Annotated in this window: 25 protein-coding genes; 16 read left to right on the top strand and 9 right to left on the bottom strand. The window is 46.8% G+C overall.

Going from position 1 to position 24956, the window contains the following annotated elements:
• Nucleotides 1-131: 131 nt before the first annotated feature.
• On the bottom strand, nt 132-437 hold the full coding sequence (locus ACFSUB_RS14940; RefSeq protein ID WP_380714061.1) for a hypothetical protein: 306 nt from the start codon (nt 435-437) through the stop codon (nt 132-134).
• Nucleotides 438-733: 296 nt separating this feature from the next.
• Between ACFSUB_RS14940 and ACFSUB_RS14935 the strand changes: the two genes are divergently transcribed.
• The 11 genes from ACFSUB_RS14935 to ACFSUB_RS14885 all read left to right on the top strand — a co-directional run bounded on the left by ACFSUB_RS14935 (nt 734) and on the right by ACFSUB_RS14885 (nt 13393).
• Nucleotides 734-2020: an ABC transporter substrate-binding protein gene (locus tag ACFSUB_RS14935; RefSeq protein ID WP_380714060.1), complete on the top strand. Its 1287-nt coding sequence runs from the start codon at nt 734-736 to the stop codon at nt 2018-2020.
• Between the two features lie 80 nt (nt 2021-2100).
• Entirely contained in the window at nt 2101-2952 is an 852-nt protein-coding gene (locus tag ACFSUB_RS14930) for a carbohydrate ABC transporter permease (protein ID WP_380714262.1), read from the top strand.
• Nucleotides 2949-3785: a carbohydrate ABC transporter permease gene (locus ACFSUB_RS14925; RefSeq protein ID WP_380714058.1), complete on the top strand. Its 837-nt coding sequence runs from the start codon at nt 2949-2951 to the stop codon at nt 3783-3785. Before ACFSUB_RS14930 ends, ACFSUB_RS14925 begins: the two co-directional genes overlap by 4 nt.
• A 16-nt stretch (nt 3786-3801) precedes the next feature.
• A complete protein-coding gene (locus tag ACFSUB_RS14920; protein WP_380714057.1) occupies nt 3802-5526 on the top strand; it encodes a glycoside hydrolase family 35 protein in 1725 nt (574 codons plus the stop codon).
• A gap of 26 nt (nt 5527-5552) precedes the next feature.
• A complete protein-coding gene (locus ACFSUB_RS14915) occupies nt 5553-6536 on the top strand; it encodes a LacI family DNA-binding transcriptional regulator (RefSeq protein WP_380714056.1) in 984 nt (327 codons plus the stop codon).
• 41 nt (nt 6537-6577) lie between these two features.
• Nucleotides 6578-8593, top strand: a complete 2016-nt coding sequence (locus ACFSUB_RS14910; RefSeq protein ID WP_380714055.1) for a beta-galactosidase — start codon at nt 6578-6580, stop codon at nt 8591-8593.
• A 16-nt stretch (nt 8594-8609) separates the two neighbouring features.
• The gene (locus ACFSUB_RS14905) at nt 8610-10739 is read left to right on the top strand and encodes an alpha-galactosidase (RefSeq protein ID WP_380714054.1); all 2130 of its coding nucleotides are present in this window, start codon (nt 8610-8612) and stop codon (nt 10737-10739) included.
• Nucleotides 10740-11026: 287 nt separating this feature from the next.
• Complete coding sequence (locus tag ACFSUB_RS14900) at nt 11027-11173, top strand: hypothetical protein (RefSeq protein WP_380714053.1); 147 nt, start codon at nt 11027-11029, stop codon at nt 11171-11173.
• Between the two features lie 82 nt (nt 11174-11255).
• Nucleotides 11256-11849: a hypothetical protein gene (locus tag ACFSUB_RS14895; protein ID WP_380714052.1), complete on the top strand. Its 594-nt coding sequence runs from the start codon at nt 11256-11258 to the stop codon at nt 11847-11849.
• 112 nt (nt 11850-11961) lie between these two features.
• Nucleotides 11962-12669 carry an SAM-dependent methyltransferase gene (locus tag ACFSUB_RS14890; protein WP_380714051.1) on the top strand — a complete coding sequence of 236 codons (708 nt, stop codon included), beginning with the start codon at nt 11962-11964 and terminating at the stop codon, nt 12667-12669.
• A 97-nt stretch (nt 12670-12766) separates the two neighbouring features.
• Nucleotides 12767-13393, top strand: coding sequence for a DJ-1/PfpI family protein (locus ACFSUB_RS14885; RefSeq protein ID WP_380714050.1), 627 nt, complete (start codon nt 12767-12769; stop codon nt 13391-13393).
• Nucleotides 13394-13688: 295 nt separating this feature from the next.
• Here the strand turns inward: ACFSUB_RS14885 and ACFSUB_RS14880 are convergent, their stop codons facing one another.
• On the bottom strand, nt 13689-14558 hold the full coding sequence (locus tag ACFSUB_RS14880; protein WP_380714049.1) for a DMT family transporter: 870 nt from the start codon (nt 14556-14558) through the stop codon (nt 13689-13691).
• 123 nt (nt 14559-14681) lie between these two features.
• Between ACFSUB_RS14880 and ACFSUB_RS14875 the strand changes: the two genes are divergently transcribed.
• The 3 genes from ACFSUB_RS14875 to ACFSUB_RS14865 all read left to right on the top strand — a co-directional run bounded on the left by ACFSUB_RS14875 (nt 14682) and on the right by ACFSUB_RS14865 (nt 17297).
• Complete coding sequence (locus ACFSUB_RS14875) at nt 14682-16103, top strand: aminotransferase-like domain-containing protein (protein WP_380714048.1); 1422 nt, start codon at nt 14682-14684, stop codon at nt 16101-16103.
• A 144-nt stretch (nt 16104-16247) separates the two neighbouring features.
• Nucleotides 16248-16784 (top strand): YceI family protein, encoded by a 537-nt coding sequence (locus tag ACFSUB_RS14870; RefSeq protein ID WP_380714047.1) that lies wholly within the window; start codon nt 16248-16250, stop codon nt 16782-16784.
• 192 nt (nt 16785-16976) lie between these two features.
• Nucleotides 16977-17297 (top strand): hypothetical protein, encoded by a 321-nt coding sequence (locus tag ACFSUB_RS14865; protein ID WP_380714046.1) that lies wholly within the window; start codon nt 16977-16979, stop codon nt 17295-17297.
• 195 nt (nt 17298-17492) lie between these two features.
• On the opposite strand, the gene ACFSUB_RS14860 is transcribed toward ACFSUB_RS14865, so the two are convergent.
• The 4 genes from ACFSUB_RS14860 to ACFSUB_RS14845 form a co-directional block, all read right to left on the bottom strand.
• Nucleotides 17493-17717: a hypothetical protein gene (locus ACFSUB_RS14860; RefSeq protein ID WP_380714045.1), complete on the bottom strand. Its 225-nt coding sequence runs from the start codon at nt 17715-17717 to the stop codon at nt 17493-17495.
• Between the two features lie 377 nt (nt 17718-18094).
• On the bottom strand, nt 18095-18721 hold the full coding sequence (locus ACFSUB_RS14855; RefSeq protein WP_380714044.1) for a hypothetical protein: 627 nt from the start codon (nt 18719-18721) through the stop codon (nt 18095-18097).
• Between the two features lie 107 nt (nt 18722-18828).
• Entirely contained in the window at nt 18829-19326 is a 498-nt protein-coding gene (locus ACFSUB_RS14850; protein ID WP_380714043.1) for a hypothetical protein, read from the bottom strand.
• A gap of 115 nt (nt 19327-19441) precedes the next feature.
• On the bottom strand, nt 19442-20266 hold the full coding sequence (locus ACFSUB_RS14845; protein WP_380714042.1) for a metallophosphoesterase: 825 nt from the start codon (nt 20264-20266) through the stop codon (nt 19442-19444).
• Nucleotides 20267-20422: 156 nt separating this feature from the next.
• Between ACFSUB_RS14845 and ACFSUB_RS14840 the strand changes: the two genes are divergently transcribed.
• Nucleotides 20423-21094 (top strand): hypothetical protein, encoded by a 672-nt coding sequence (locus tag ACFSUB_RS14840; RefSeq protein ID WP_380714041.1) that lies wholly within the window; start codon nt 20423-20425, stop codon nt 21092-21094.
• Nucleotides 21095-21181: 87 nt separating this feature from the next.
• Here ACFSUB_RS14840 and ACFSUB_RS14835 read toward each other — a convergent pair whose 3' ends face one another.
• A complete protein-coding gene (locus tag ACFSUB_RS14835; RefSeq protein WP_380714040.1) occupies nt 21182-22009 on the bottom strand; it encodes a metallophosphoesterase in 828 nt (275 codons plus the stop codon).
• A gap of 215 nt (nt 22010-22224) precedes the next feature.
• On the opposite strand from ACFSUB_RS14835, the gene ACFSUB_RS14830 reads away from it, so the two are divergent.
• Entirely contained in the window at nt 22225-23289 is a 1065-nt protein-coding gene (locus ACFSUB_RS14830; RefSeq protein ID WP_380714039.1) for an alpha/beta hydrolase, read from the top strand.
• Nucleotides 23290-23308: 19 nt separating this feature from the next.
• Here ACFSUB_RS14830 and ACFSUB_RS14825 read toward each other — a convergent pair whose 3' ends face one another.
• Complete coding sequence (locus tag ACFSUB_RS14825) at nt 23309-23590, bottom strand: class I SAM-dependent methyltransferase (RefSeq protein WP_380714038.1); 282 nt, start codon at nt 23588-23590, stop codon at nt 23309-23311.
• A gap of 75 nt (nt 23591-23665) precedes the next feature.
• Complete coding sequence (locus tag ACFSUB_RS14820) at nt 23666-24733, bottom strand: sodium:calcium antiporter (protein ID WP_380714037.1); 1068 nt, start codon at nt 24731-24733, stop codon at nt 23666-23668.
• Nucleotides 24734-24956: the final 223 nt, after the last annotated feature.

Raw genomic sequence — 24956 nt, 5'->3', positions numbered from 1 at the left:
CTAAAAGTATACCATAGAACCCCGAGAAAGAAAATTTGATGATGGGTCGCTGGTTTATTAAGAAAAGTAACACACAAGCAGGCCTGGCATAGCTGATACGTCATGAAGCTGTTCCGTAAAGCCGGCAGGACTTATTCAAGCCGTTTTTTTACAGACGAAGAAGCGATCCCAGCCAGGAAGAGTCCGACAAGGACAAAAACAAAAGCAGGCAGCAGCCCCATGACTTCTCCAAATAACCCCAGAATCGGCGGACCGACAAGAAAGGCGGAGTATCCGATACTTACTCTGATTACGGCTCCTTCTGATTCATCGCAAGCGAAAATACCGACCGGAAAGCCCAGCGATGTGCGAAAAGCGGGGGCTCGGCTGAAGGGGTCGAGGAAAAATCCGTCTGCTGTGCGGTCTGTGAACATGGCGTTCCCGGTAATAGTCTGCACGTTGCCCCCGTCCACCGGCGTGGACGAGAAGGTTGTAAAACCAGTACACCACGCCGGTCTGCACGCTTCCTGTGATAACGAGCTTCCTGACGGATCATAAACACAATAAAACTCCTGAGATGGATGAAGCCACTAATGTTGTGGTTTCATCCATTTTTTTGTCCGTGGAAGTGATGCAGAGTGGACAAGGTAAAAAATAAAATAAAACATTTACTAAATTTAATTGACATATTTACGCAATGTGTTTACTATAATAGTTGAAAGGGCTTTCATTATTGTAAGGGGGAGGATGTAATTTGAAAAAATTAATACTGGCTTTATCGACATCGGCGATGGTTCTTGGGGCCTGCAGTGGGAATGGCGGCGAAGGTTCGAGTTCTGATGGGGATGGCGGCGATTCTACGAAGACACTGACGGCCTGGGCATGGAATATAAACATCCCTGTGATGGAAGAAGCAGCGGAACGGTTCGCGGAAGAGAATCCGGGATTTGAACTGGATATCAGGGAGCAGGGTACTCCTGATGTTTACGAACAAATCACCACAGGGCTTCAGGCGCAAGGGGAAGGTCTTCCGGATATTATGCTGATTGAAGACGATCGCGTGCAGGGATATTTGAATAATTTTTCAGATGCTTTTCTTGCTTTAGATGAGTATGGATTTCAAGAAGCGCATAGTGATAAGTTTCCTGAATTTAAGAACGAGCTGCTCACTTTAGATGGAAGCACCTACGGCGTTCCTTTTGATGCGGGTCCGGGCGGGGTTTTCTACCGGACGGATTTGTTTGAAGAAGCTGGGATTAACGCGGATGAGATCGAAACGTGGGATGATTTTATCGAAGCAGGGCACGTTCTGCGTGATGAACTTGATGTGGCGATGACAGGAATCGATATTAATAATGATGATGGTGTTTACCGCATGATGCTGAATCAGCAGGGAACGTTCTATTTTGATGAGGAAGATAACATCAATTTAACATCGGAGGAATCCGTTCGGGCGATGGAAGTTGTTCAGACGCTTGATGAAGAAGGGTTGAATGAGAATTTAGTCGGCTGGGATGCCTGGCTTGGCGGCTTGGCTTCCGGGGAGGTTGCTACGGCACCAAGCGGAGCGTGGCTTTCGGGTTCGTTGACAGAACAGGCGCCGGATCTGGAAGGAAATTGGGGTGTATTCCCTCTGCCTGCCTTTGAAGAAGGTGGCAATCGGGCCGCGAACCTTGGGGGAAGTAACTTTATGATTAATGCTGATACAGAGAACCCGGACCTGGCGTATGAATTTATGGAATTCTTTTCTACCTCTGAAGATGTACAGCTGACAGCAATGGAAGGTGGTCTGTTTCCTTCGCTGAATACGATTTACGATGAAGAGGCGTTTACCGAGTCCGTTCCTTATTTCAACGATCAGCAGATTTGGGAAACGTTTGCCGGCATGATGGATGAGATTCCACCGGCTAACTATACCGGTGACTACAGTCTGGCTCGTGATGAGGCGGAAACAGCCCAGTCTGAAGCAGCTGAAGGGACGGATGTAGAACAAGCGCTTGAAAGTGCGCAAGACCGTCTTTCGAACCGGATTAACAATTAAGAGATTAGAGAATAAAGGGCGTGAATTCCTGCCCTTTATTCTCTTCCATTTCACAATCTGCGCAAAAGGCTGGGTGAATGATGAAACAGACAAAAGCTCCGTATTATTTTATTGCACCTGCAGTAATATTATTTTTAATCTTTACGGCGTATCCGATTATTGCTTCTCTTTATTTAAGTTTTCACCAACAGGAAAATGGGACGTATACGTTTGCAGGACTGTCCAACTATACACGTCTTTTAAATGACAGTATTTTTTGGACGGCATTGTCCAATACCTTCATTATATTTATTTTACAGGTGCCGCTCATGCTTATACTGGCACTGATTCTTGCCAGTGTGCTGAATAGTCAATTGCTTAGGTTGAAGGCACTGTTCAGGGTTTCATTTTTCCTGCCGGCGGTCACTTCTCTTGTCGCCTATTCGCTTTTATTTTCTATCATGATGCAGGATAACGGGCTGTTTAATGAACTGCTCCGTTTCATCGGATTGAACGGGGTTCCGTGGTTGTCTGATTCCGCGTGGGCAAAATTTTCGATAGTACTGGCGATGACGTGGCGCTGGGTCGGATACAACATGATCATTTTCCTGGCGGGATTACAGAATGTTCCTGAAGAAATGTATGAAGCTGCTTCCATTGATGGGGCGGGGAAAATCCGCCAGTTCTTTTCTATTACGGTTCCAAGTTTAAAACCTATTATTCTTTTTGCAGGGATTCTTTCAACGATCGGAACGCTGCAGCTTTTTGATGAACCGTTTAACCTGACAGGCGGCGGTCCGGGAAATTCAACCATGACACTAGGCCTGTACATTTATGAAAACGGTTTTGAGTACTTTGATTTCAGCTATGGCAGTGCTGTAGCGTATGTTGTGGTTGTTTTAGTAGCAATCCTTTCATACGGCCAATTTAAAATTACGGGGGATAAATCATGAAACAGTCCACTACTAAACAGCGATTGCTGGCAAAACTGGGAATGTATACGCTGTTAACCGTATTTTTGATTATTTCCGTTTTCCCGTTTTATTGGATGATTGTCGGCTCGACGAATACATCGGATAAAATGATTTCAAGTCCGCCTACCCTCACGTTCGGTGGTCAGTTCATGGAGAATCTGGTGAATCTGAATAATTCAGTGGGGATCTGGCGTGTCATGTTCAATTCCCTTTTTGTAGCAGGGATGTACGTAGTGATTGCGCTCATTGTGAGTACGGCGGCTGCCTATGCCTTTGCAAAATTCAGGTTTAAAGGGCAGAACACGATTTTTATTATCATGATCCTTTCTATGATGATTCCATACCAGGCGACGATTATTCCGTTGTTTCAAATGATGGCTGCTTACGGTTTGTTGGATACGTATTTCGCGCTGATCGCGCCGCAGTTGTGCTATCCGTTTGCTATTTTTCTCATGCGGCAGAACTTTTTAGCCTTTCCGGATTCGCTGCTTGAATCCGCCCGGTTGGATGGAGCGCACGAGTTTAAAATCTTTTTAAAGATTGTTCTTCCATCTATGAAGCCGGCTCTTGCGGCAACGTCTATCTTTTTGTTTATGTATCAGTGGAATAACTTTATGTGGCCGCTTGTCGCTATACGTTCGGAGGAAATGTATACCTTCCCGGTAGCGCTGTCTACGTTGAACGGGGTTTCCTATACGGACTACGGCCAGATGATGATGGGAATCTCTTTAGCTACAGTTCCAATTATTATTGTATTTCTTATACTGCAGAAGCATTTTATTTCCGGCATGCTGGGAAGTGCTGTGAAGTAGGAAGGGTGTTTGACACATGCTTGAAACAAAAGAAGGAAGTTTGTATTTAGACGGGAAACCGGTGCGCATCATTTCCGGAAGCATTCATTACTTCCGCATCGTAGAGGGACACTGGCGGGATCGTCTGGAAAAGTTAAAAGCAGGCGGATTCAATACAGTGGAGACGTACATTCCGTGGAACTTTCACGAGCCGAAAAAAGGAAGGTTCACCTTGGAAGGGATGCGTAATGTAGAAAGATTCATGCAGCTGGCGCAGGAGATTGGACTGTATGTGATTTTACGTCCTTCGCCTTATATTTGCGCAGAATGGGAGATGGGCGGCCTTCCCGCATGGCTGCTGAAAGATCCTGATCTGCGCTTCCGCTGCTCGGATCCGGTGTTTTTATCCCATTTGAAGGAGTATTATGATCATCTGCTTCCGGTACTCAAGACATATCAGTACTCAGAGGGAGGCCCGGTGATTGCCTTTCAAATAGAGAATGAGTACGGAGCATACGGGGATGACAAAGCGTATTTAGAAGCCATCCGCCGCATGTATCATGAGCATGGCATACGGGAGCTGCTGTTTACGTCAGACGGCCCGGATATGATCAAACCGGGTTCCCTTCGTGACGAGTGGACGACGTTAAACTTCGGCTCCCGGCCCGACGAAGCGTTTCAGGAACTGGAAGAGTGGAAACCCGGTGAACCCCGCATGTGTATGGAATACTGGATCGGCTGGTTTGACGCGTGGGGCTACCCGCATCATACACGTGATGCGGCAAGCACCGGCGATGTATTGAAACGGATGCTGAACCTGGGCGCATCCATGAATGTTTACATGTTTCACGGCGGGACTAATTTTCAATTTTACAACGGGGCCAATCACTATGACACATATGAACCAACGATTACGAGCTACGATTATGATGCGTTGCTGACCGAGTCCGGAGAGGTCACGGAAAAATTCAGAACGGTACAGCGTATCCTGGCGGAAGAAGGACAGGACATCGAAAAGATTCCCGAAGAAAAACCTGCCCGGCTTTCGGAACGTAAGGTCGAACTGTCCCAGTCCGTGAGTCTGTTTGACACCCTTCCCAGCATTGCTGCCAGGAGAGAGAACGTCACTCCATTAACGATGGAAGAATTGGATCAGTCTTACGGATTTGTCCTTTACCGCACGACGTTTGAAGGGAAAGGGATGTTTTCGGTAGAGCTGGATGCGATGCAGGACCGCGCCTTTCTCTATATTAACGGAGTGTATCAATATACGTACTACCGAAACGATACAAAAAAAGTGGTGGATCTCTTTTTTCCAGAGGAGAGCAACACCTTCGAAATCTTTATAGAGAATATGGGAAGAGTCAATTATGGAAAGTATTTATCCGAGAGAAAAGGGCTTATTCAAAACGTGTGGATTGGAAACAGGTACACGTTTGACTGGGACATGTACTCCATTGAGCTGGAAGATCCCGTGCTGGACTTTCACCATCAGAAAGATGAACGGTTCCCTAAATTTTTTGAAGGGAGCTTTTCCGTGGAGACCCCGGCTGACACCTTTGTCCGGTTAGATGGATGGAAAAAGGGAAATGTCCTGATTAATGGGTTCAACCTGGGGCGCTACTGGGAAATAGGTCCTCAAAAGACCTTGTATCTTCCAGGTCCGTTGCTCCAGAAGGGAGATAATAAAATACAGGTCCTGGAACTTGAGGGACATTCCACACCATCGGTTTCCCTTGTTTCGGAGCCGGATCTCGGGTAAATGCTGATGCATGGAAAGGAGAAAACATGGCCACGATCAAGGAAATAGCAGACCGAGCAGGAGTATCTCCCTCCACCGTATCAAGAGTACTGAACTATGATAAAGCTCTATCCGTGGCAGATACGACGAAGAAACGAATATTTGAAGCGGCAGAAGAACTGTCCTATCAAAAAGTCCGTGGAAAAAAGACGGAGGTTCGTACCATTGCTTTTCTGCATTGGGTGGATGATCAGGAAGAACTCGATGATATCTATTACATGGCTATCCGCTTTGGTATTGAAAAAAGAGCCGACATGTCGAATGTGAAATTGGTGAAATACGGAGAAGACGAATTGGAGCAGATTGAAACAGATGTGGAAGGGATTATTGCGGTCGGCCACTTTAATCAAGATCAGGTTCAAGCGCTTAAAAGGTTGGAGAAAAAGATAGTGTTTGTCGATTCAAATCCCGATGAAACAGCATCCGACGCTGTGTTGGTAGATTTCGAGCGTATTTCTAAGATGATTATCGATCACTACGTGAAACAGGGATATAAAGAAATTGGGTTTATCGGCGGCTATGAAACATTCAAAGATACAACAGAACCGATGACAGATTTAAGGGAGCGGTATTACAGATCTTATATGGCTGAACTTGGTCTGCTCCAGGAGAAATTCATTTTTGTCGCCGATTTTTCCGTAGACTCCGGGTACCAGCAGATGGAAAAAGCAATACGCACGCTGGGAGAAGAGCTCCCGGGTGCCTTTTATGTAGCGAATGATCCGATGGCTGTCGGTTGTCTGCGTGCCCTGCATGAATCGGGTTTAAACGTTCCTGATGACGTCAGCCTGATCGGAATCAATGATATCACGGTTTCCAAATATCTCTTTCCTCCTCTCAGTTCCGTTAAAATTTATACGGAGCTCATGGGGGAAACGGCAGTAGATCTTGTGCTTGAGCGGATTCAGGAAGAGCGAAAGGTTCCGAAGAAAGTTTATTTAAATAGCGACCTGCAGCTCCGCCAATCGTAAAAAAACGCAGGGGTTTCAGGTCCGTTTACAGGGGGTTGAATGTGTATATAGGAGTCGATTACTATCCAGAGCAGTGGCCGGCGACGCAATGGGATAAAGATATACAGTTAATGAAGACACTGGGGATCAATGTCGTCCGGATGGCAGAATTCGGCTGGTCTCTCATGGAGCCGGAAGAAGGGAGTTATGATTTCAGCCTCTTTGACGATGTGATGGATCGTTTTGATGAAGCTGGTATTGCTGTAGTACTGGGTACACCGACTGCAACTCCGCCGGCGTGGATGGTCGAAGCGTATCCGGATATTCTGCCGGTCGATAAAAGCGGCAGAACCGTTTCTTTTGGTGCCAGACGCCATTACACGGTGAACAGCCGAACCTATCAAGAGAAGACCCGTCAGATTGTAGAAGCGATGGGACGGCATTTTCGTCATCATCCTGCCCTTATAGGCTGGCAGGTGGATAATGAATACGGTCATGAAGCTTCCGACAGAAGTTACGGGGAGGAAGACGCGCGTGCATTCCGGGAGTGGCTTGAAAGAAAGTACGGCACGTTGGAGAACATGAATAAACGATGGGGAACGGTATTCTGGAGCCAGGTGTACACCAGCTGGGAGCAGATCCCTGTTCCTCTTCCGGTCTATCAGGAACACAATCCAAGCCTGCTGCTGGATTTTGATCGGTTCTGTGCGGATGCTTACGACTTCTATAATCAATTACAGGTGAATGCGCTTCGTACCTGGATTCCTGATTCTCAGTTTATCACACATAATTTTGTCTATTCCGGTCTGGCCCTGGATCAGAAAAAAATGGCAGAGAGCCTGGACTTCATTTCGTTTGATAATTATCCGGTCTGGGGAGGGCTGGCGGAGCCGATACCTCCGGCCGCAATAGCCCGCCAGCTTGATTTGTGCCGTGGTACAAAACAGGGAACCGGCTACTGGGTCATGGAACAGCTGTCCGGTGCCCAGGGCTGGAGTCAAATCGGCTACCTCCCGCGCCCCGGGCATTTGAAGCTGTGGACGTACCAGGCGATTTCCCGTGGGGCAGAGGCGATTGTTTATTTTCGCTGGCGTGCAGCACGGTTTGGGACGGAGCAGTTTTGTCACGGGATTTTGGACCATGACGGTGTTCCGCGCCGAAAGTTTGATGAAACAAAAGAAGTGATAGAGTCTCTGGAAACAGTCGGAGACCGCTGGATAGCAGCGGAGGTAACGGCTGACATCGGCTTTTACCACGATCCGGAAAACGAATGGGCATGGAAGATTCAGCCTCAGTCCGATCAGTTTGATTATGCGCAGGAAGCGTTGCGGTTTTATGAGCCGGCTTTCGCGTGGAACGTACCGGTGGATATGATCCGGGAGGATGCAGATATCTCCAGGTACCGCCTGATCATTGTTCCGCTCTACTTTTTGACAAAGCCTGGATTTCAGGAGAAGCTCGAATATTACGTCCGCTCCGGCGGAACAGTTGTATTTACGTATCGGACCGGGGTGAAAGACGCTGATAATATTGTGACGGAAAAGACACTTCCAGGGTCTCTTGCTGCACTGGTTGGAGCGGAAATACATGAATACGAATCGATCCGTGAGAATAATAGTGCTGTTATTGAAGGAGTAAAAGGGGCTGTAGCAGGTGAAAAAGCGGAGGCACACGTATGGTGTGATTATTTGGTACCTGATACAGCGGAAACGCTTGCCGTTTACCGGGACGGATGGGTGGATGAGCGGGCAGCTATTACGAAACACAGCGTTGGAGAAGGAAAGGTTTATTATATTGGATGCGGAGTAAATACGGATTTCCTTTACACGCTGTACCGCGATATGTTTGAAGATGCTGGTGTATCAGTAATGGAGACACCGAAGAACGTGGAGATGGTCCGCCGTGAAGGAAAGTCGGAGGATTTTATTTCTATCATGAATCACGATACAGAAAAAGCCGGTGAAATAACACTCCCACCTGGAACGTGGACGGAACCAGCAACAGGTGAATATTTTCAGGAGCGGATGGTGCTTCCGGCTCTCGGGAGTATGCTGCTGGTGCAACATCGCGAAAATTAAATGGGGAGTGGAGCAAATGGGTATTTTTCAGTTAAAGAACGAACAGCGTCTGGTACTGGAAACCAAAGAGACGGCGTATGTTATTGATATTCATAAACATGGTCACCTGCAACATGTCTATTGGGGGGAAAAGCTTCCGGAAAAAGCGGATTACGAGGCGCTGCAGTCCATTGTCTTTTCTCCCTCCTCTTTTGAGGCAACGCGCGGGGTGATGGGGTATGATTATATTCCGTGGGGAGAAATGGTATATACAGAACCCACTCTTAAAGCATCTTCTGCATCGGGAGAACGAGGGTTTAAGTGGGAATATGCCGGTCTGGATATAGGCGCCGAAGATTCAGGGAAGCAGCAGGTTGTTATCAAGCTCCAGGATTCCCTCGGCAGGTATCAAGTGGACGTAACGTATGATGTCTTTGAACAGGATGACATGATTGCCAGAAGTCAGACCATTACAAACATAAAAGGAGAAGCATTATATATAGAAGCGGCCCGTTCCATGCAGGTTTCTCTGCCGCCTGCCGCGTGGTATAACCTCTCCCATCTTGCAGGGAAATGGGTGGGGGAGTTTCAGCTTATTCAGGAAAAGATCCGGGAAGGAAGGAAAACGATCGACAGCCGCCGCGGAAACACGTCCCACCACGCGAACCCGTGGTTTGCGATTGATCAAGGAGCTGGAGAAGACAGTGGAGATGTCTGGTTCGGCCACCTCGCTTATTCCGGAAACTGGGATCTTCATGTAGAAAAGGATGCCCATGGATTTATTCATGTGTGCGGAGGCATTAATGATTTTGATTTTATGAAGGTGCTTCAATCGGGGGAGTCGTTTCAAACACCGGTGTTTTATCTCGGGTATACCTCGAAAGGCTTTACGGGTATGAGCCATCAGGCGCACCGTTTTCAGAGGAAACATATAATGCCGGAGCTGCACAGGGAAGCAGAACGAAAAGTGTTATATAACTCCTGGGAAGCCACGTACTTTGATGTTTCTGAAGAAAACCAAAAAGCATTGGCAGATGAAGCAGCAGCTATAGGGTGTGAACGTTTCGTTGTGGACGACGGATGGTTTGGTAAACGAAACTCGGATCAATCCAGTCTTGGAGACTGGGAAGTGAATCAGGATAAATTTCCGAACGGCCTCGATCCATTGATTTCCTATGTCAAAGAAAAGGGGATGGATTTTGGTATCTGGCTGGAGCCGGAAATGGTGAACGAAGACAGCCGCTTGTTCCAGGAGCATCCGGAGTGGGTGTATCATTTTGCGACAAAGGATCAGACGACAGCCCGCAATCAATTGGTGCTTCAGTTCGGCCGGGAAGATGTACGTACTTATGTCAAAAATATGCTCGACAAGCTCCTGGGAAGCCATGATATTTCCTTTATTAAATGGGACATGAACCGCTCGTTGTCTGAAGTTGGCCGGATAGGCGCGGGTGTGCAGGAGCAAAAGCAGTTATGGCATGAACATGTCGAAGGCCTTTATGACGTGTTTGACTACATTAAGAATGCGTATCCGCACGTGCTGGTGGAAACCTGTTCCGGAGGAGGCGGCCGCATTGATCTCGGTGTTCTGCAGCGGACGGACCAGTTCTGGACCAGCGATAACACCGATGCCCGGGACCGGCTTTCCATTCAGCGCGGGTGTTCCTACGCCTATCACCAGAAAACCATGATGTGCTGGGTCACCGATGCCCCTAACTGGCTGAATCAGCGCACGGTTCCGTTGAAATACCGGTTTCATTCCGCTATGATGGGCGGTCTTGGTATTGGTGGGAATCTGCATGAATGGACGAAGGAAGAAAAGGAAGAGGCCGACCGCTGGATTACTTTTTACAAACACATCCGGCCGGTGATTCAGGAAGGCCTTGCTTACCGCTTGACGGCAACTCATCCAAAGAAAGAAACGGAAATCATGCAGTACGTGAGTGAAGATGGCAGTCGTTCTGTTGTATTCCTGTTGGAAAATGGCTTATCTTTCGGTCCTCATCCGGTTCAGGTGAAGGTAAAAGGTCTGGACGAAAACGCTCGCTATTACTCCTCTGATGGTACAACGGCCACCGGTGCGTTTTGGATGAATCATGGACTTATATGGCAATTAAATGAAGAGTATCAATGCGAAATCATCGAACTGTCGAAAGTAGAAGAATAACGTCTCACAGATCAAAAACATAGGTGCCCCATCCGTTAAAAGTGGAGGGGGCACCTATGTTTTGTTATGGTAAAAGGCGCCGTAAAGAACAGTAGCTTTAGTTGGAGTATCTCTTCGGATTTTCCCCTTTTCCGAAGAAGTAAGGATCAGATACATCGGCAGTTGCCCATTGTCCATGCAGTATGAGATGGAATATCTTATTGTTCCAAAGAGAAAAGTTTGAAATAATTGTAAGTGGAAGATGGTGTATTGATGCTGTGGTCTATGTTTATGGAGGAGGCGGCTTAATGAAAGAACCTCATGATAAAGAAATTCAAAAAGTTAAGGGAGGATATGTTAAAATAGGAAATGAAAGGATTAAGACAAAGATTAAGGACCTGAGTAAAAGAAGCTGGCTTATCATTCTTCTCCTTCTTCTGGCTATGTTGAATTGAGTCGTTTATTCCTTTGAAAGATACCTGAAGGGACTGAGTGGTCAACGATAAACCAGCACAAATCAGGACGAGGTGTATGGAAATGAGAAAATTAGTCATAGCAGGAACGATCCTGCTTCCAACGGCATTCCTGCTTATGGCATGCAGCGACGAGGCAGGAAGCAGCAATGAGAACGAAGATAATAACGAAACAACAGAGCAGCAGGAGCCGGCCGCCGCAGAATCAGAGAATGTTGATGCAGAAGCTTCTATGGATGCAGCGGAAGAAGCTGCCGAACAGCCTGAGAGGGAAGAAGACGATGCCCTGTCGGAGTTTTCTTCGGAAGAAATCGAATACGCCCGCGTGTGGCGGCAGCTGGGCGCGAATCAGGAGATAGAGGCTTTGTACGTCCAGCATATTTCATCGGGGGAGCCGTTGAACCCTGACGATGAAACGAGCGCGGTGTACCCGGAAGATGTGGTGCAGTTATCGGGAGCCCGCCTGGTGGACGGATCCGTTACCTACAGCAGTAATGGGGACGGCACGATTAATAAGTATAATGTGCCGTTACGCTGGGACGGTAAGAATCCCGCCGGCAGAGAAGTTTATACAGAGATTATCGACAATACAGAAACAATAAGAATCAACCCCGGGGAGGATAAAGAAATTATTAAACTCATCCGTCTCATGCAATAATTCATGCCGCCCTGCGGTTTTCTGATTTCTCTATTCCCTCATTCAAGGATGGGTGTTTTTAGGACGATGCTTATGCTACTATGAGTATAATCTTGAATAGAGGTGAGTATAGATGAGCAGAGTTGAGCAGAGTACAAAGTTAGACTTAGAGAAAATCGTTTTTATTGGGAGAACCTACGAAGAGTATTTGGATATGTTTTCTCTTTCGGTGGAAGAACTGAGAGGAAAAAGAATACTTGATTGTCCTGCAGGAGCATGTTCTTTTACTGCAATGGGACAAAAAAATGGATTAGATGTCACTGCATGTGATATTGCATACGATCATGCAGGAGAAGAACTTGAAAATAAAGGACTACAAGATATCGAACATGCGATGGAACACATGAAAAAAGCAAAAAAGAATTATATTTGGGACTATTTCAAAGACATAGATGGCCTTAGAAGATACCGCTTAAGCGCATTAGAGGAATGTTCTAATGATATGAGGAACTTTGGCGAACGATACGTTCCCGTCACCTTACCTTCCATGCCGTTTAAAGATGGAGAGTTTGATGTTCTTCTTTCCGCTCACTTTTTATTTATGTATGCGGACCGATTAGATTATCCATTTCATATCGAAACAATAAATGAGTTATTAAGAGTTTCTAAAGAGGAAATCCGCATTTTTCCCTTAGTTGATTTGGAAGGGAAAAGATATAGGCATTTAGATACGTTGCTGGATCACCTTACTAATAATGGATGTTCCGTTGAAGAAATTAAAGTATCATATGAATTTCAGGTAAACGCTAATTCCATGTTGAAGATTAAAAAAGGTTTATAAAGTAAGGGCAGCGACCAACGTTGTTCTTAGTCTGTTAAAGGGCGCAAGAACGGAATAAGAAATGCATTTGACAGTGGTTGTCCAGGAAGGGGATATCATGTTTAACGTTTACTATTACGTGTTGGAAACTTTATCAGATTGGGAACTTGGATATGTGACGGCCGAACTGCACTCCGGGAGATACTTTAAAAAGCAAAGTCCCCATGTTTCAGTGAAAACTGTGGGCTCTACAAAGGACCCCATAACCACAATGGGGGGGTTAACAGTTGCGCCTGACATAACTGTTGATGAAATTATTGCTGAGCCTTCCGCAGTTTTATTGTTACCAGGAGCAGATACTTGGGATGATCAAAAGCATACTCCGATTATTGAAAAGGCGGTGGAATTGTTAGAATGTGGGGCAATCGTTGCTGCAATATGTGGGGCGACAACTGCTCTTGCCGAAGCCGGAGTATTGGACGGACGTATTCACACCAGCAATAGTCTTGAATACCTTAACATGGTATCTTCAAATTATAATGGGCAGCAATATTATAAAGACGTGAAAGCAATTGCGGATGGTGAGTTGATTACAGGCAGTTCAGCAGGTGGTTTACTTTTCGCTGGAATAGTATTAGAGAAATTAGATGTATTTGCTGAAGACACCCTTGAGGCATGGTATAACTACTTTAATACGGGTGACGCAACGTATTTTTACACTTTACTAAAGACTTTAGACAATTAAAAGAATTCCTCCAGAAATGGACGCGCTAATTGAATAGTGCGTCCTTTTTATTCGAACATAGAGGAAATGGTTGTCGTGGGGGATTTGTCTTATATTTTTGATAGGTCCGTTTCTTGGTTGGACGATTGCCGTTATGTATGCATTACATGCCCATAATGCATTTGCGGCATTTACTATCTTTTATCTTTACCCTCCTTTTCTTATTGCAGGAATCATCCTATTGGTAGCCGGTGCACGCAAATACGACCAGGAGCATGGCGATGCAGTTTCAGATAAAGCTTGAATCATTGATGAATCATCTTTTGTTTTTCTCTTTGTACAAACCGGCAAGGGAAACACCGGCTAAAACGATCACACCGCCCGCGATCGATAGAAGGGCGGGCGTTTCGCCTATCCACACCCAGGAGATGATGGTGGCCAGGACAGGGGTGAGGTACAAGGAACTGGTGGCTTCCGATGCGCCTTGTTTTGATGTGGCGTATGCGATGGCGAAGTAAGGAATCACGGTTGGGAACAGTCCGAGATACAAAACGGTGAGTAAACTTTCCATGGAGGCCTGCTGCACAGCTTCCGCGGCGCCGGGGGCGGAAACCAGCATGAAGAGGGTTCCGGCCCAGATGGTGTACGTCGTAAATGGGATGAATCCATACTTCGTCAGATAGTTCGATTGCAGCACAAAATAAACACTCTCCCCCAGAGCCGCTGTTACAATCATCAGCACCCCCCATTCTAAGGTAAAACTTCCCCATGCATCGAGAGAGATAAGAAATACTCCGAATAATGCCGTGACAGAACCGGTCCATCCGTATGTACCAAAGGTTTCTTTTAAGAAAAGCCTGGCAAGCAGCGCGGAAAGGAGCGGCGTGGTCGATACGAGGAAACTCGCTGCTCCGGCACTGACGGTTTTTTCTCCGATACTAAGAAACGTGTGATAGACGGAAAAGCCCAGGAATCCGAGCATCAAAATGGCGGGAAGGTCTTTTCGTTCCGGAAGTTTCATTTTGGTGACTGCGGCAGCGATGACCAGGGCGGTGGAACCAATCAGCAGCCGTAGCATCGATAAATGGAACGGGTCAAACGATTCCAATCCCACGCGTATAGCTGGAAACGCGGAAGCCCATAGAATAATCGCTGCTGCATAGGCGGATAGTACACGAAGAGGCATTTGTTCGTCATCCTTACGATTGGAAAGTATATTTGATCTTACAGCTCTTATGATAAAATACGTACGAAGCATTGGAATCAACCATTTCCATGAAAGCCATGCCAACCAATCAAGGGTGAAAAAATGAATAACCGGTCAACGACGTATAAGGATATTGTGAATTGCATAGAAAAGAAAGCAGCAGAAGGGGAGTGGTCCGCCGGGCGGAAACTTCCGACCCAAAGGGAGCTGGCCGCTGCATTCGGGGTGAACCGGAGCACGGTGATTCATGCGCTGGATGTGTTGAAAGAGAGAGGAATCATAGAATCCAAAACAGGCAGCGGGACGTACGTTTCGGACTATGATGCCTCCACCTTATCACAGCGCTTCGTCAACTGGACGGACTTTTCAAAGTACAGTCTTCATCCAACGAACCACGACATCGTGAGAAAAATAAATAAGCTGGAGCTGGATGATTCGATCATACAATTAGGCAAGGGGGAGCTTCACGAGGAGCTGTTTCCCAAGCGTTTATTTGATGAATCGCTCCGCTCGCTGGAGACGACGTATCATCATTATGGATATGATGACGGCACGGGGGACTATAGATACAGAAAAGCGGTCTCGTCCTATTTGAAGGAGCGGGGAATTGCTTCCAGTCCGGACACTATACTACCGGTATCCGGAGCTCTGCAGGCGCTGCAGTTAATAACGCTTGGTTTACTGCAGATGGGGTCCACCGTCTACACACCGCAGATTTCGTATGTTCATTCCCTGCATGTTTTTCGAACATCCGGTATGAAACTGAAAAGCATTCCGTTTAAGAAGCAGAGGCTGGATACGGAGTACCTGCGTGACGATTTGTGCAGAAACAAGGGATCGTCTATGTTATACGTCAATCCGACGTTTCAAAACCCGGTAACGACCACGCTGGATGGCCAAAGCCGAAAAGAGTTGGTGGAGCTTTCGCGGGACTATCAAATGCCTGTTATAGAAGATGATATCTTCCGGGATTTATGGATCGACCAGGAGCCGCAGCCACCCATCGCATCTTTCGATCACAACGGGCATACGCTGTTTATTGGGAGTTTTTCCAAGACGATGGCGCCGACGCTTAGAGTCGGCTGGATGACAGGCCCGGCAGATGTCATGGAGAAGCTGAGTGATCTGCGGATGCAGCTGGACTACGGCACCAGTTATCTCCCGCAGCTTGCCATGTATGATTTTCTTGAAACAGGAAAATACGATGAGCATATGAACACGCTGAGAAAAGAACTTCGGGACAGACGAGACACGCTGGCCCAACTTTTGGAGACATACATAGCTGATGCTGCAACCTGGGAGATTCCCGAAGGAGGCATGTTCATCTGGGTGCGGTTTGCAGATGACATAAACGTTCGGAGGCTGTTTTCTGCGCTTGTCGACAGGGGCGTCTTAATAAATCCAGGCTTCATCTACAGCTATTACCACAATCAATATGCCAGGCTGTCTTTCACCAGTTCGTCTCTGAGGGACATGGAATACGGGATGAAGGTAATAAGAGACGCGGTGGACGAACAAAAGTGACGCAGTCGTTTCATCGCGTAAAGGGACACTGTGCATATATTTTCTGATTTATCGAATTTTTTAGTATGTTTTAGTTTACTTGATCCGTCTGTTCATGCTACATTTATATTGAATTAAAGATAATGTAATGAGGAGGAATCAGGTATGGCAAAAATAGTGTGGTCTATCGATCCTGTACATAGTGAAATTGGATTCTCCGTGAAGCATATGATGATTTCAAAAGCGAAAGGCGCATTTGACACCTTCGAGGGTACGTTAAAAGCGGATGTGGACGATTTAGAGAATGCCGAAATCGAAGCGTCCATTGATGCTGCGAGTATTAATACGAACGATGAAAATCGGGACGGCCATTTGAAATCGGGTGACTTTTTCGATGTGGAGAACTATCCAACCATCACATTCGTTGGGAAAGATATTCAGAAGAAAAAGGATGACCGTTTTGATGTCACAGGCGATCTTACCATGCTCGGTACGACAAAAGAAGTGACGTTGGATGTCACCTTTGAAGGGCAGAGTAAGGATCCGATCAGCGGGAACATGGTCGCTGGCTTCAGCGGCGAAACAACGATTAACCGCAAAGAATTCGGACTCACGTGGAATGCCGCAGTGGAAACCGGCGGCGTTCTTGTCGGGGAAGATGTGAAAGTGAACCTTGAACTCGAACTGCACAAGCAGGAATAGAGCGGAAATGATACAAAAATACGCATCATTGAATAACTAGGTTTATCCATCAGCGGTTCGGCTGACACTTTTAACACCCCCGTCTCTTTTGCGTCCGCAAAGAGACGGGGGTCTTATTTAAGGTTGCGGGAATACTGTATTATAGCGAAAAAGGTTTCGGGCTGTTTATACTCATAAAGGGGGCAGAGAAACATGAATAAAATAATGGTGGCTTTCTGCTTCGTATTCCTGCTTTCGTTATTTGGTTGTGGAAAGGAAGAGTCCGACTATACCGGCGACATTGAGAAGGTTAATGAAAATAGTATAGAAGTAGTGTACCCAAAAGAGGATAGGAATCCGGATGCATCTTATCCTGTTTACACCGTCAACGTAAATGAAGATACGGAGTTTACTGGAAGTGCCGATGCATTCCGTGATCTTGCTGAAGGCGACAGGGTACAGGTTTGGGTGATCAATGTCGGTCCGGATGGTGAAATTCACAATAAAACAGCCAAAAAGATTTTGGTGGAATAGTGCTGTCTTCTACCATTGCATCGGAATTCTCTCTGGGAATGGTTCAATGTTCCGTCACACTGAGGTGGTCAGTACACCGCTTCTGACAGAAATAATATAGTATAGGGAGATATAACGTATTTCACATATATAGGAAGATTACTTTGTGAACTATATCAAGGGTTTCATCCATCTTTTTAAGTGTTTATAACGCTTTTATTGTTTTAATCGAAGCACGTCTTCTGTTGTGAGGCCGGTCACTTCAGCTATCGTTTCCACATCCATGTCTTTTTTCAGCATTTTCTCAGCGATTTCTTTTTTCACCTTTTGATTTTCCATGTATTTACCCACATCCATACCTTTTACATATCCCTGTACCCTGCATGAAATCTTAAGTTCTTCTAGTGCTTCTTCCAGCTCTTCTTCCAGCTTTTCTTCCATATAATTCACCTCTCCCTGCATTTTTTTCGAAGGAGTAAGGGGCAGATATATGTTCCAAAAATTGTTCCACTTTTGTTCGGGAACTTTTGTTCTCCTTAAGGATAGCTGTTCCATCCGGGAAAAGCAAGGAATTTTTTCTTTTTTCAAAAAAATAAAAGACGGCGGATGTCAGCCGGCAGCAGATTCTTATTTCGGAATGGTTTCCGAAAGCAGCTTGGCAGGGATTGGATAATAATCACGTTTTTTATTCATCCGTACAATAAATACTCCTTTACATGCAGTAACTAATGATCCAGGAGTCGGCGTAATTTAATTGAAATTAATCCTTTTCCCTTTCTCCCCTTTTTGTCAGGGACAAGGCCGTTTGTCCCTGTGATCTAAGGGTTCCTGAGTTCAACGGAGACCCCGCTTGCTTCTTCGGCGGCGACTTGTATATCAAACGAGCCGTCTGTGATGAATCCCTGGATCTGCATGGTTCCGTCCCGGGAGTCGGAGATTTCCTGTTCCCATAATACCTGGTCCTCTGTTTCAGCGGACAAGGTGATGGTTCCTTCGCCAACCGATGCTGTATAGGGAATGAAAAGCGTTCCTCCTCCTTCAGTTGTCCCGACTTCCGTTACACCATAATTCCCCCGGAGCGTACCAATGGATACTGTAACGGTACCATTTGTCATTCTCTTATTGGCATTTACGGTTACATTATCAGCATAAAAGTACAGAAATGCCGTTATACCGATGGCGAGAAGAAAATTGAATACCGACGCTGTGATGAAAAATACCTTCATGTTGATATGTTGGCGTATAAGACGGTTCAATCTGTTGACAAGTCGAAAGAAAACAGGAAGTAATACAGCCCCGAAAAGCACAGCCGCCCAATGAACGGGAGACAGCACGGCTAGAATGAGTATCGTTATGTACCCTATTATAAACATCCAATAACTTATGTGTGAAACAGTGCTGCTCTTATCGGGTTTACCAAACATCCATTCTATCACTTTTTGCAAAAAAATCCCTCCCATTTTCCCTCCAAAAGCTCGTGTTCTCAAAAGATATGAATCAAAGGAAATATTAACACATAAAAGGAAAGAGGAGGAAGAGATGTGGCATTGGATTAGGAGGGAATTTTCTGCTCTTTGTCAGCAAAAATCAGCTCGATCAGCAAGAGGAGCAATGATACGGCGGCTGCGATGAGCAGGCTGCTTGTTTGGTTGATTCCGGTTATGGCACCTATCGTGTAAAACGCAAAAATCCGTGTGAGCAGTACTACCACACGATGCAGCATGGCGGGGCCCATCACGTGTTGGACGATTTTCTCAATGATACTGTCGACGGTATACCAATAGATAAAGAGACAGACGGTGATTGTCAGGATCTGTTGAAAGCTGACATCCAATGAAAATAGCTGTTGGACGAAGACGGACGAGCCGAGCATAGCAAATAGAAAAAGAGCAAGCACCGCTGTTGGAAATATGGCAAGGACACACGCGATGGCCAGGGTCGAAACGATTTTTGGTTTCCTGTGTTTTTCTTCTTTACTGCTGACTATCACTATAGTAGCGAATAAAAAGAAGAGCACAAAGACAACAATCAGCAGTGTCAGCATCGGCATAACCAGTCTCCCATTCGTTTATTTTTTTCACGTCTTCCATTATGTATATCATTGATCAATAACCTTGAGCCCCTTAGTGCAAGTGCCGCGGCCATCCATTATCAGAATGTCTTCTTTACGTTTGTCCTTCCACCGTCACGACGGTCATCTGGCTTTGATTTAGAAAGCGGATCGGCAGGACGCTGGTGCCGAGGCCGCTGTCGATGTAGAGATGGCTGCCGGACGCGAAGGAATACGTTCCTTTATCATATGTCGGGAACAGTTTTTCACCTGGTGAGATGAGTCCCCCGATGATAGGAAAACGGACCTGACCGCCGTGGGTATGGCCGCTTAAGACAAGGTCGGCACGCCCGGACGTTTCATCCCGGACGACAAGCGGTGCGTGGGACAAGAGAATCGTGTAATGCTCCTCGTTGATGCCCTGGAACGCACTGGTTACGTTGTCGTGGTTCGTGTAATGGTCATCGATACCGGCGAGGTTGATGATGGCACCGTTCACTTCGACCTGCCTGTTCGTGTTGTCGAGGATCGTGATGCCGCGTTTTTTCAAACCTTGAAGTAGAGGTTGAGTGTGGGGGTTATCGTATTCATGATTGCCCGTGACAAAATAAATCTTCTCCGTCACATTGGTCAGAGATCCCATCAGCTGCAGCATCGGCTCCATGCTGGAGGTTCCCTTATCGACGAGATCGCCTGTGACCACAATCATATCCGGATCTGCGTTCTCTGCGGCGTGGATAAGGGTCTGATTGTCCCCTCCGAATTGTTTATTATGTACATCGCTGATCTGGAGCATGCGGATCGATGTATCAGCCGGGATTTCCCCGGTTGTAAACGTCACATGCTCGGTGTGGAAAACATTCGTGTCGTAATAACTTTTTGCCCCGATGGCCACGGCGGCAATGACCAGAATCAGGAGCAGCCAGCGTTTCTTTGTCATAAAAAGGACCATCCTTGTTGAAAAATAGAAAATGACCTGCGTTGATTGTATGATAGCACGGATACCGGTGATGCGGCAGACATAAAAAGAATTTCTATTTTTGTATCCGGGGTGTGGTATAATACGGATAACTTCAAGAAGAAGGGAAGACGAAAGATGGAAGAAATGCTGTACCGTATTCTGAATGAACTTTCTGCGGTAAGAACCGGCATGTCAACGATGGAAGCTGGATTGAAAGCAGACATCACAAGCACGAAGAACGAATTAAAAGAAGAGATAACGGATGTGCGTACGGAATTCAAAGATGATAATGAGAATCTACGCATGGAGTTCAAGGATGAAATAGGGAGTGCGCGTATAGAATTAAAAGAAGAAATGGGTAGTGTCCGTAACGAGGTGAAAAGCGACATCGCGGATGTGCGTACAGAGTTAAAAGACGATATCACAGGTGTGCGCATGGAGCTCAAAGACGATATCGCAGGTGTGCACCACGAGTTAAAAAGTGAAATGAGCGGGATGCATACCGAATTAAAAGATGAAATGAGTGGAACACGCACAGAATTAAAGGATGAAATAGGCGGAGTACGCATTGAATGGAAAGAAGAAATAGGATATGTGCGTACAGAATTAAAAGAAGAAATAGGATATGTGCGTGAAGAATTAAAAGAAGGACAGCAGCGCATAGAGAAAAAACTCATGAGTATTCCGGAAAGTTATGAAAAACTTGAGGCGTTCATAGGAAGTCAGCAGCGTACGCTCGAAAAGTTATCGGAACGGTCTCTTCATCATGAAGCAGACATCGAATACCTGAAAAGCCTCCGAACCTGATCCCCTCCGCCTCTCCCTCAAAGTGCTTCTCTTTATCCTGCCGCCGAGTGTTTTTCTTTCCCGGCTTATCGTCAAGTGCTGTTATATCTATTGTTCTTCTCCTTCGATGGTAACCACCGTCATCTGGCTCTGATTCATAAACCGAACGGGTATCGTACTCGTTCCGAGACCTTTGCAGATGTAAATCCAGCTGCCGGAGGCGAAAAAATGCGTACCCTGTTCATAGCTTGGAAACAGACCTTCACCGGGAGAGACCACGCCGCCAATAAAGGGAAACCGTATCTGGCCGCCGTGGGTGTGCCCGCTTAAAATAAGGTCGGCACGGGAGGCTTTTTCGTTTTGGAAGACAAGCGGTGCGTGGGAGAGCAGAAGAGTATAATACTCCTCGTCTATTCCCTGGAACGCCCGGCTTAGATTGTGGCGGTTCGTGTAATGGTCCTCGATGCCGGCAAGTTTAATGACGGCGCCGTTCACCTCGACCATTGTGTTCCTGTTATCCAGAACCGTGATGCCGCGTTCTTTCAGGCCGTGGAGAAAGGACTTTACCTCTGGATGCTCCCAATCATGGTTGCCGGTAACAAAATAAATGTTTTTCGTTACACCAGTCAACGCTTCCATCAGGTGCAGCATAGGCGTGATACTGGGTGTGTCTTCATCGATGAGATCACCTGTGACGGCAATCATGTCCGGCTCGGCTTCCATGGCCGCGTTGATAAGCCGTTTGTTATGCCGGCCGAACTGTTTATTATGTATGTCGCTGATTTGGAGCAGTCGGATTGATTTATCCGCCGGTAGTTTCCTGGTTGTGAACGTGACGTACTTCGTTAGGAACACGTTGGTATCGTAATAGCTTTTTCCCGCAATCGCTGCGGCAGTTGTCATCAGAAGGAAAAACATCCAGCGTTTCTTTGTCATAAGAAGGACCATCCTTTTGAAAAATGGGAGATTACCTGCGTTGATTTAATCATAGCATGAAAGAATGGCAGATGCTGTATGGAATGTTCCGATACCTATCAAGCTGTAATGATTCGGGTTGGTCCTGGGGACCGGTGCCGCGTGATGTTTCTTCTGTCGGTAGCACGGGGAATATTCTAAGCGGCAGAAGAAACCAAAAGAGGGAGGACACACGTATGGCATCTTATGAAACGATGGTGCAGCGGTTGGCAGAGATGACAGAAAAGCAGAAGGTCCATGGAGTGAATGAGGTATACAAAGGGATTCCGGATCTCGACCGAACAGGGGATCTCGATCCGCGGGTGCTTGCCGATGCGGAGCATATGCCGGATAGGGAGAATGAGGAAGTACCTTCTATTGAGACGATACGGGAGAACATGGGCCGGCCGAATCAAGACGTGACGAGAGGAACGGTATCAGAGAAACATATCTCGATACCTGCCGAACATCGAATGATTCCCGCGGTGGTGTATACTCCGCAGGAAGAAGGGCCCCGTCCGGTTGTCGTGTATTTTTTCGGAGGCGGGTTCATCGGCGGCAGTGTGGAGGCCGTAGCGAATCCGTGTAAAGCGCTGGCGGAAAAAGCCGGAGCGGTCGTCGTGGCGGTGGATTACCGGCTGGCTCCCGAGCACCCTTATCCGGCGGCGGTGACCGATAGTTTTGCCGCGGTGGAATGGGTGCATGCCCGTGCCGGGGAACTGGGGGCGGATCAGAACCGGTTAACGGTATCCGGAGACAGCGCCGGCGGTAACCTGGCTGCCGTATGTGCGCTCTTGGATAACGAACGCGGCACCGGAATGATCGCGTTTCAGGCACTGCTGTATCCGGTCGTTCATCTGACATACGCCGAGTCAAAGCATTACACATGGAGCTTGGACCGTTATCAGATAAACTATCACCCGGAGCTTGTCGAACAGAGAATACGTGCCTTAGAGGCATTGGGACCGTTGTTCCGTTCCTCGTATCTGCAGGGAACAGACCCGGACACCCCTTATGTATCCCCGCTGGCAGCGGAGGATGTGAGCGGGATGGCTCCGGCGCTCATCTTCAGCGCCGAATATGATTTTCTCCGGCTGGAAGAGGAAGCGTATGCCGAAAAGCTTGCCGCTGCCGGGGTACCTGTCACGCGTATCCAGTACCAGGGCATGGATCACGGGTATATTGATAAAATCGGCGGCTACCCGCAGGCCGAAGATACGATACATGAAATCGCCAAAGCGATGCAGAGACTCTTTTCGTAAGAGTCTCTTTTTCCGCCGTTTATTCTTTAACACTGTCCGCGAGAAACAGGGAGGCGTCCTGTTCGTTAAATAGGCCCTTTCCGTGATGGAATGTTCTGATGTTTGTGGAGGAGAAGCCGGATTCGGTAAGTAACGCTGTCAGCTCGTCATGGGAGAGCGTCTTGTGGATATGGTCATGCTGATCCATCGTCTCGTCTTTATCAAAATCAACGATCAGCAGCCGCCCGCCTTGTCGTAACACGCGAAACAGCTGCCGCAGAATGTCTGCTGCATCATGAATATGGTGGAGAACGAGGGACATGACGATGACGTTTACTTCGAAGCTTCTTCCCCCAAATAAGCCTTCCTCTGTGTAGGAGCGGTCCTGCCGTATGTTTTAACTACTTTCACTATAGAATAAAATCGAAGTAATAACGACAATGTAGCTCGCGACGATGATCAGTGACGGCACGACATACGTGAGCGTATTTCTGGTATGATCCCTTTTGATAATGGCCATTACAATACCAGTCAGTACAAAGCCGGCCACAGCAATAATGATGGTTTGATCACTCGTGTTCTTCCAGATACTTCCGTTTGTATAAAAGAGATCTCCGATGGCTGTCATGAGCACATTAAAGGCGTTACTGCCGAGAATGGTGCCGACAGCGAGGTTCACGTTGGCTAATCGGAGGGCAACATAAACGCTGACAGCATCCGGAATGGACGTTGCCGTCGCGACCAAAATACTGCCTACGGCTGTAGCACTGATTCCTGTTGTCCCAGCCATACTATCTCCTGATATCGACAACATGCTGCCTGAAACGAAAATCACAGCGGCAAAGAAGATGAATTTTTGAATCGTGCGGGGAACATGTATCGTTTCAACGCCGGAAGAGGTAGTAGATGGTACTGACGTGACGCTTTGTTTTTGTGAAATGTACCACATCCCGGCAGCATACACCATTGCGACCAGTATACTGATGAGACTGATCCAGAAAAGAGAAAGCGGGAGATGGAGAATCATCCCGCCGCTTGTGATGGCGCATAACAGCAGGCCGATTACACCGGTATAAAGGTGATGATCCGAGACGTTCAAGAACAGGCGGTGGTGACGGAAATGAACATCCAGCAGAAACAAAAAGAAGATATTAAAAATAATACTTCCGAGTCCATTCCCCACGGCAATATCAGCATTCCCAATGATACCGGCAGAAACCGTTGCGGTCAGTTCCGGAAGCGAAGTGGCGGCTGCCAGCAGCATGGTGCCGGCTACAAGACCGCCTATTTTTGTGTGCTGGCTGATTAGGTTGGCGTACGTGGACAATCGGACCGCACAAAAAGCGGATATGAGAGCGGAAACAATAAAAATGGTAGTAGAAATGCCAGCAGTGATAAGATACAGCTCTCCTTTTTCTATAATACAGGTAATACCCTGTTTCCTTTTGTTCGTCGTTCCAAACATTCCGTGAAAACTACCGGGACTTTTTTTGTTAAAATGAAAGGGAGAAGAGGACGAGGAGGGGACATGATAAACGATACAGAATTCAAAGATATGAGGAGCGATTTGGTGTAGTTTCCACCGGGTTTACATAAAACAGATGGAATATGGCAGCGGGCCGAGGCTTATCCGTATTTCCAGAGCGAAGTACCGGCAGGATTGAGTAAACAGAAAATGGAATAAAAAA

The organism is Salibacterium lacus, from assembly GCF_042684865.1.
Classification (GTDB): Bacteria; Bacillota; Bacilli; order Bacillales; family Marinococcaceae; genus Salibacterium; species Salibacterium lacus.
The sequence above is the reverse complement of the archived record's forward strand: the minus strand, read 5'-3'. Positions and strand labels throughout refer to the sequence as shown.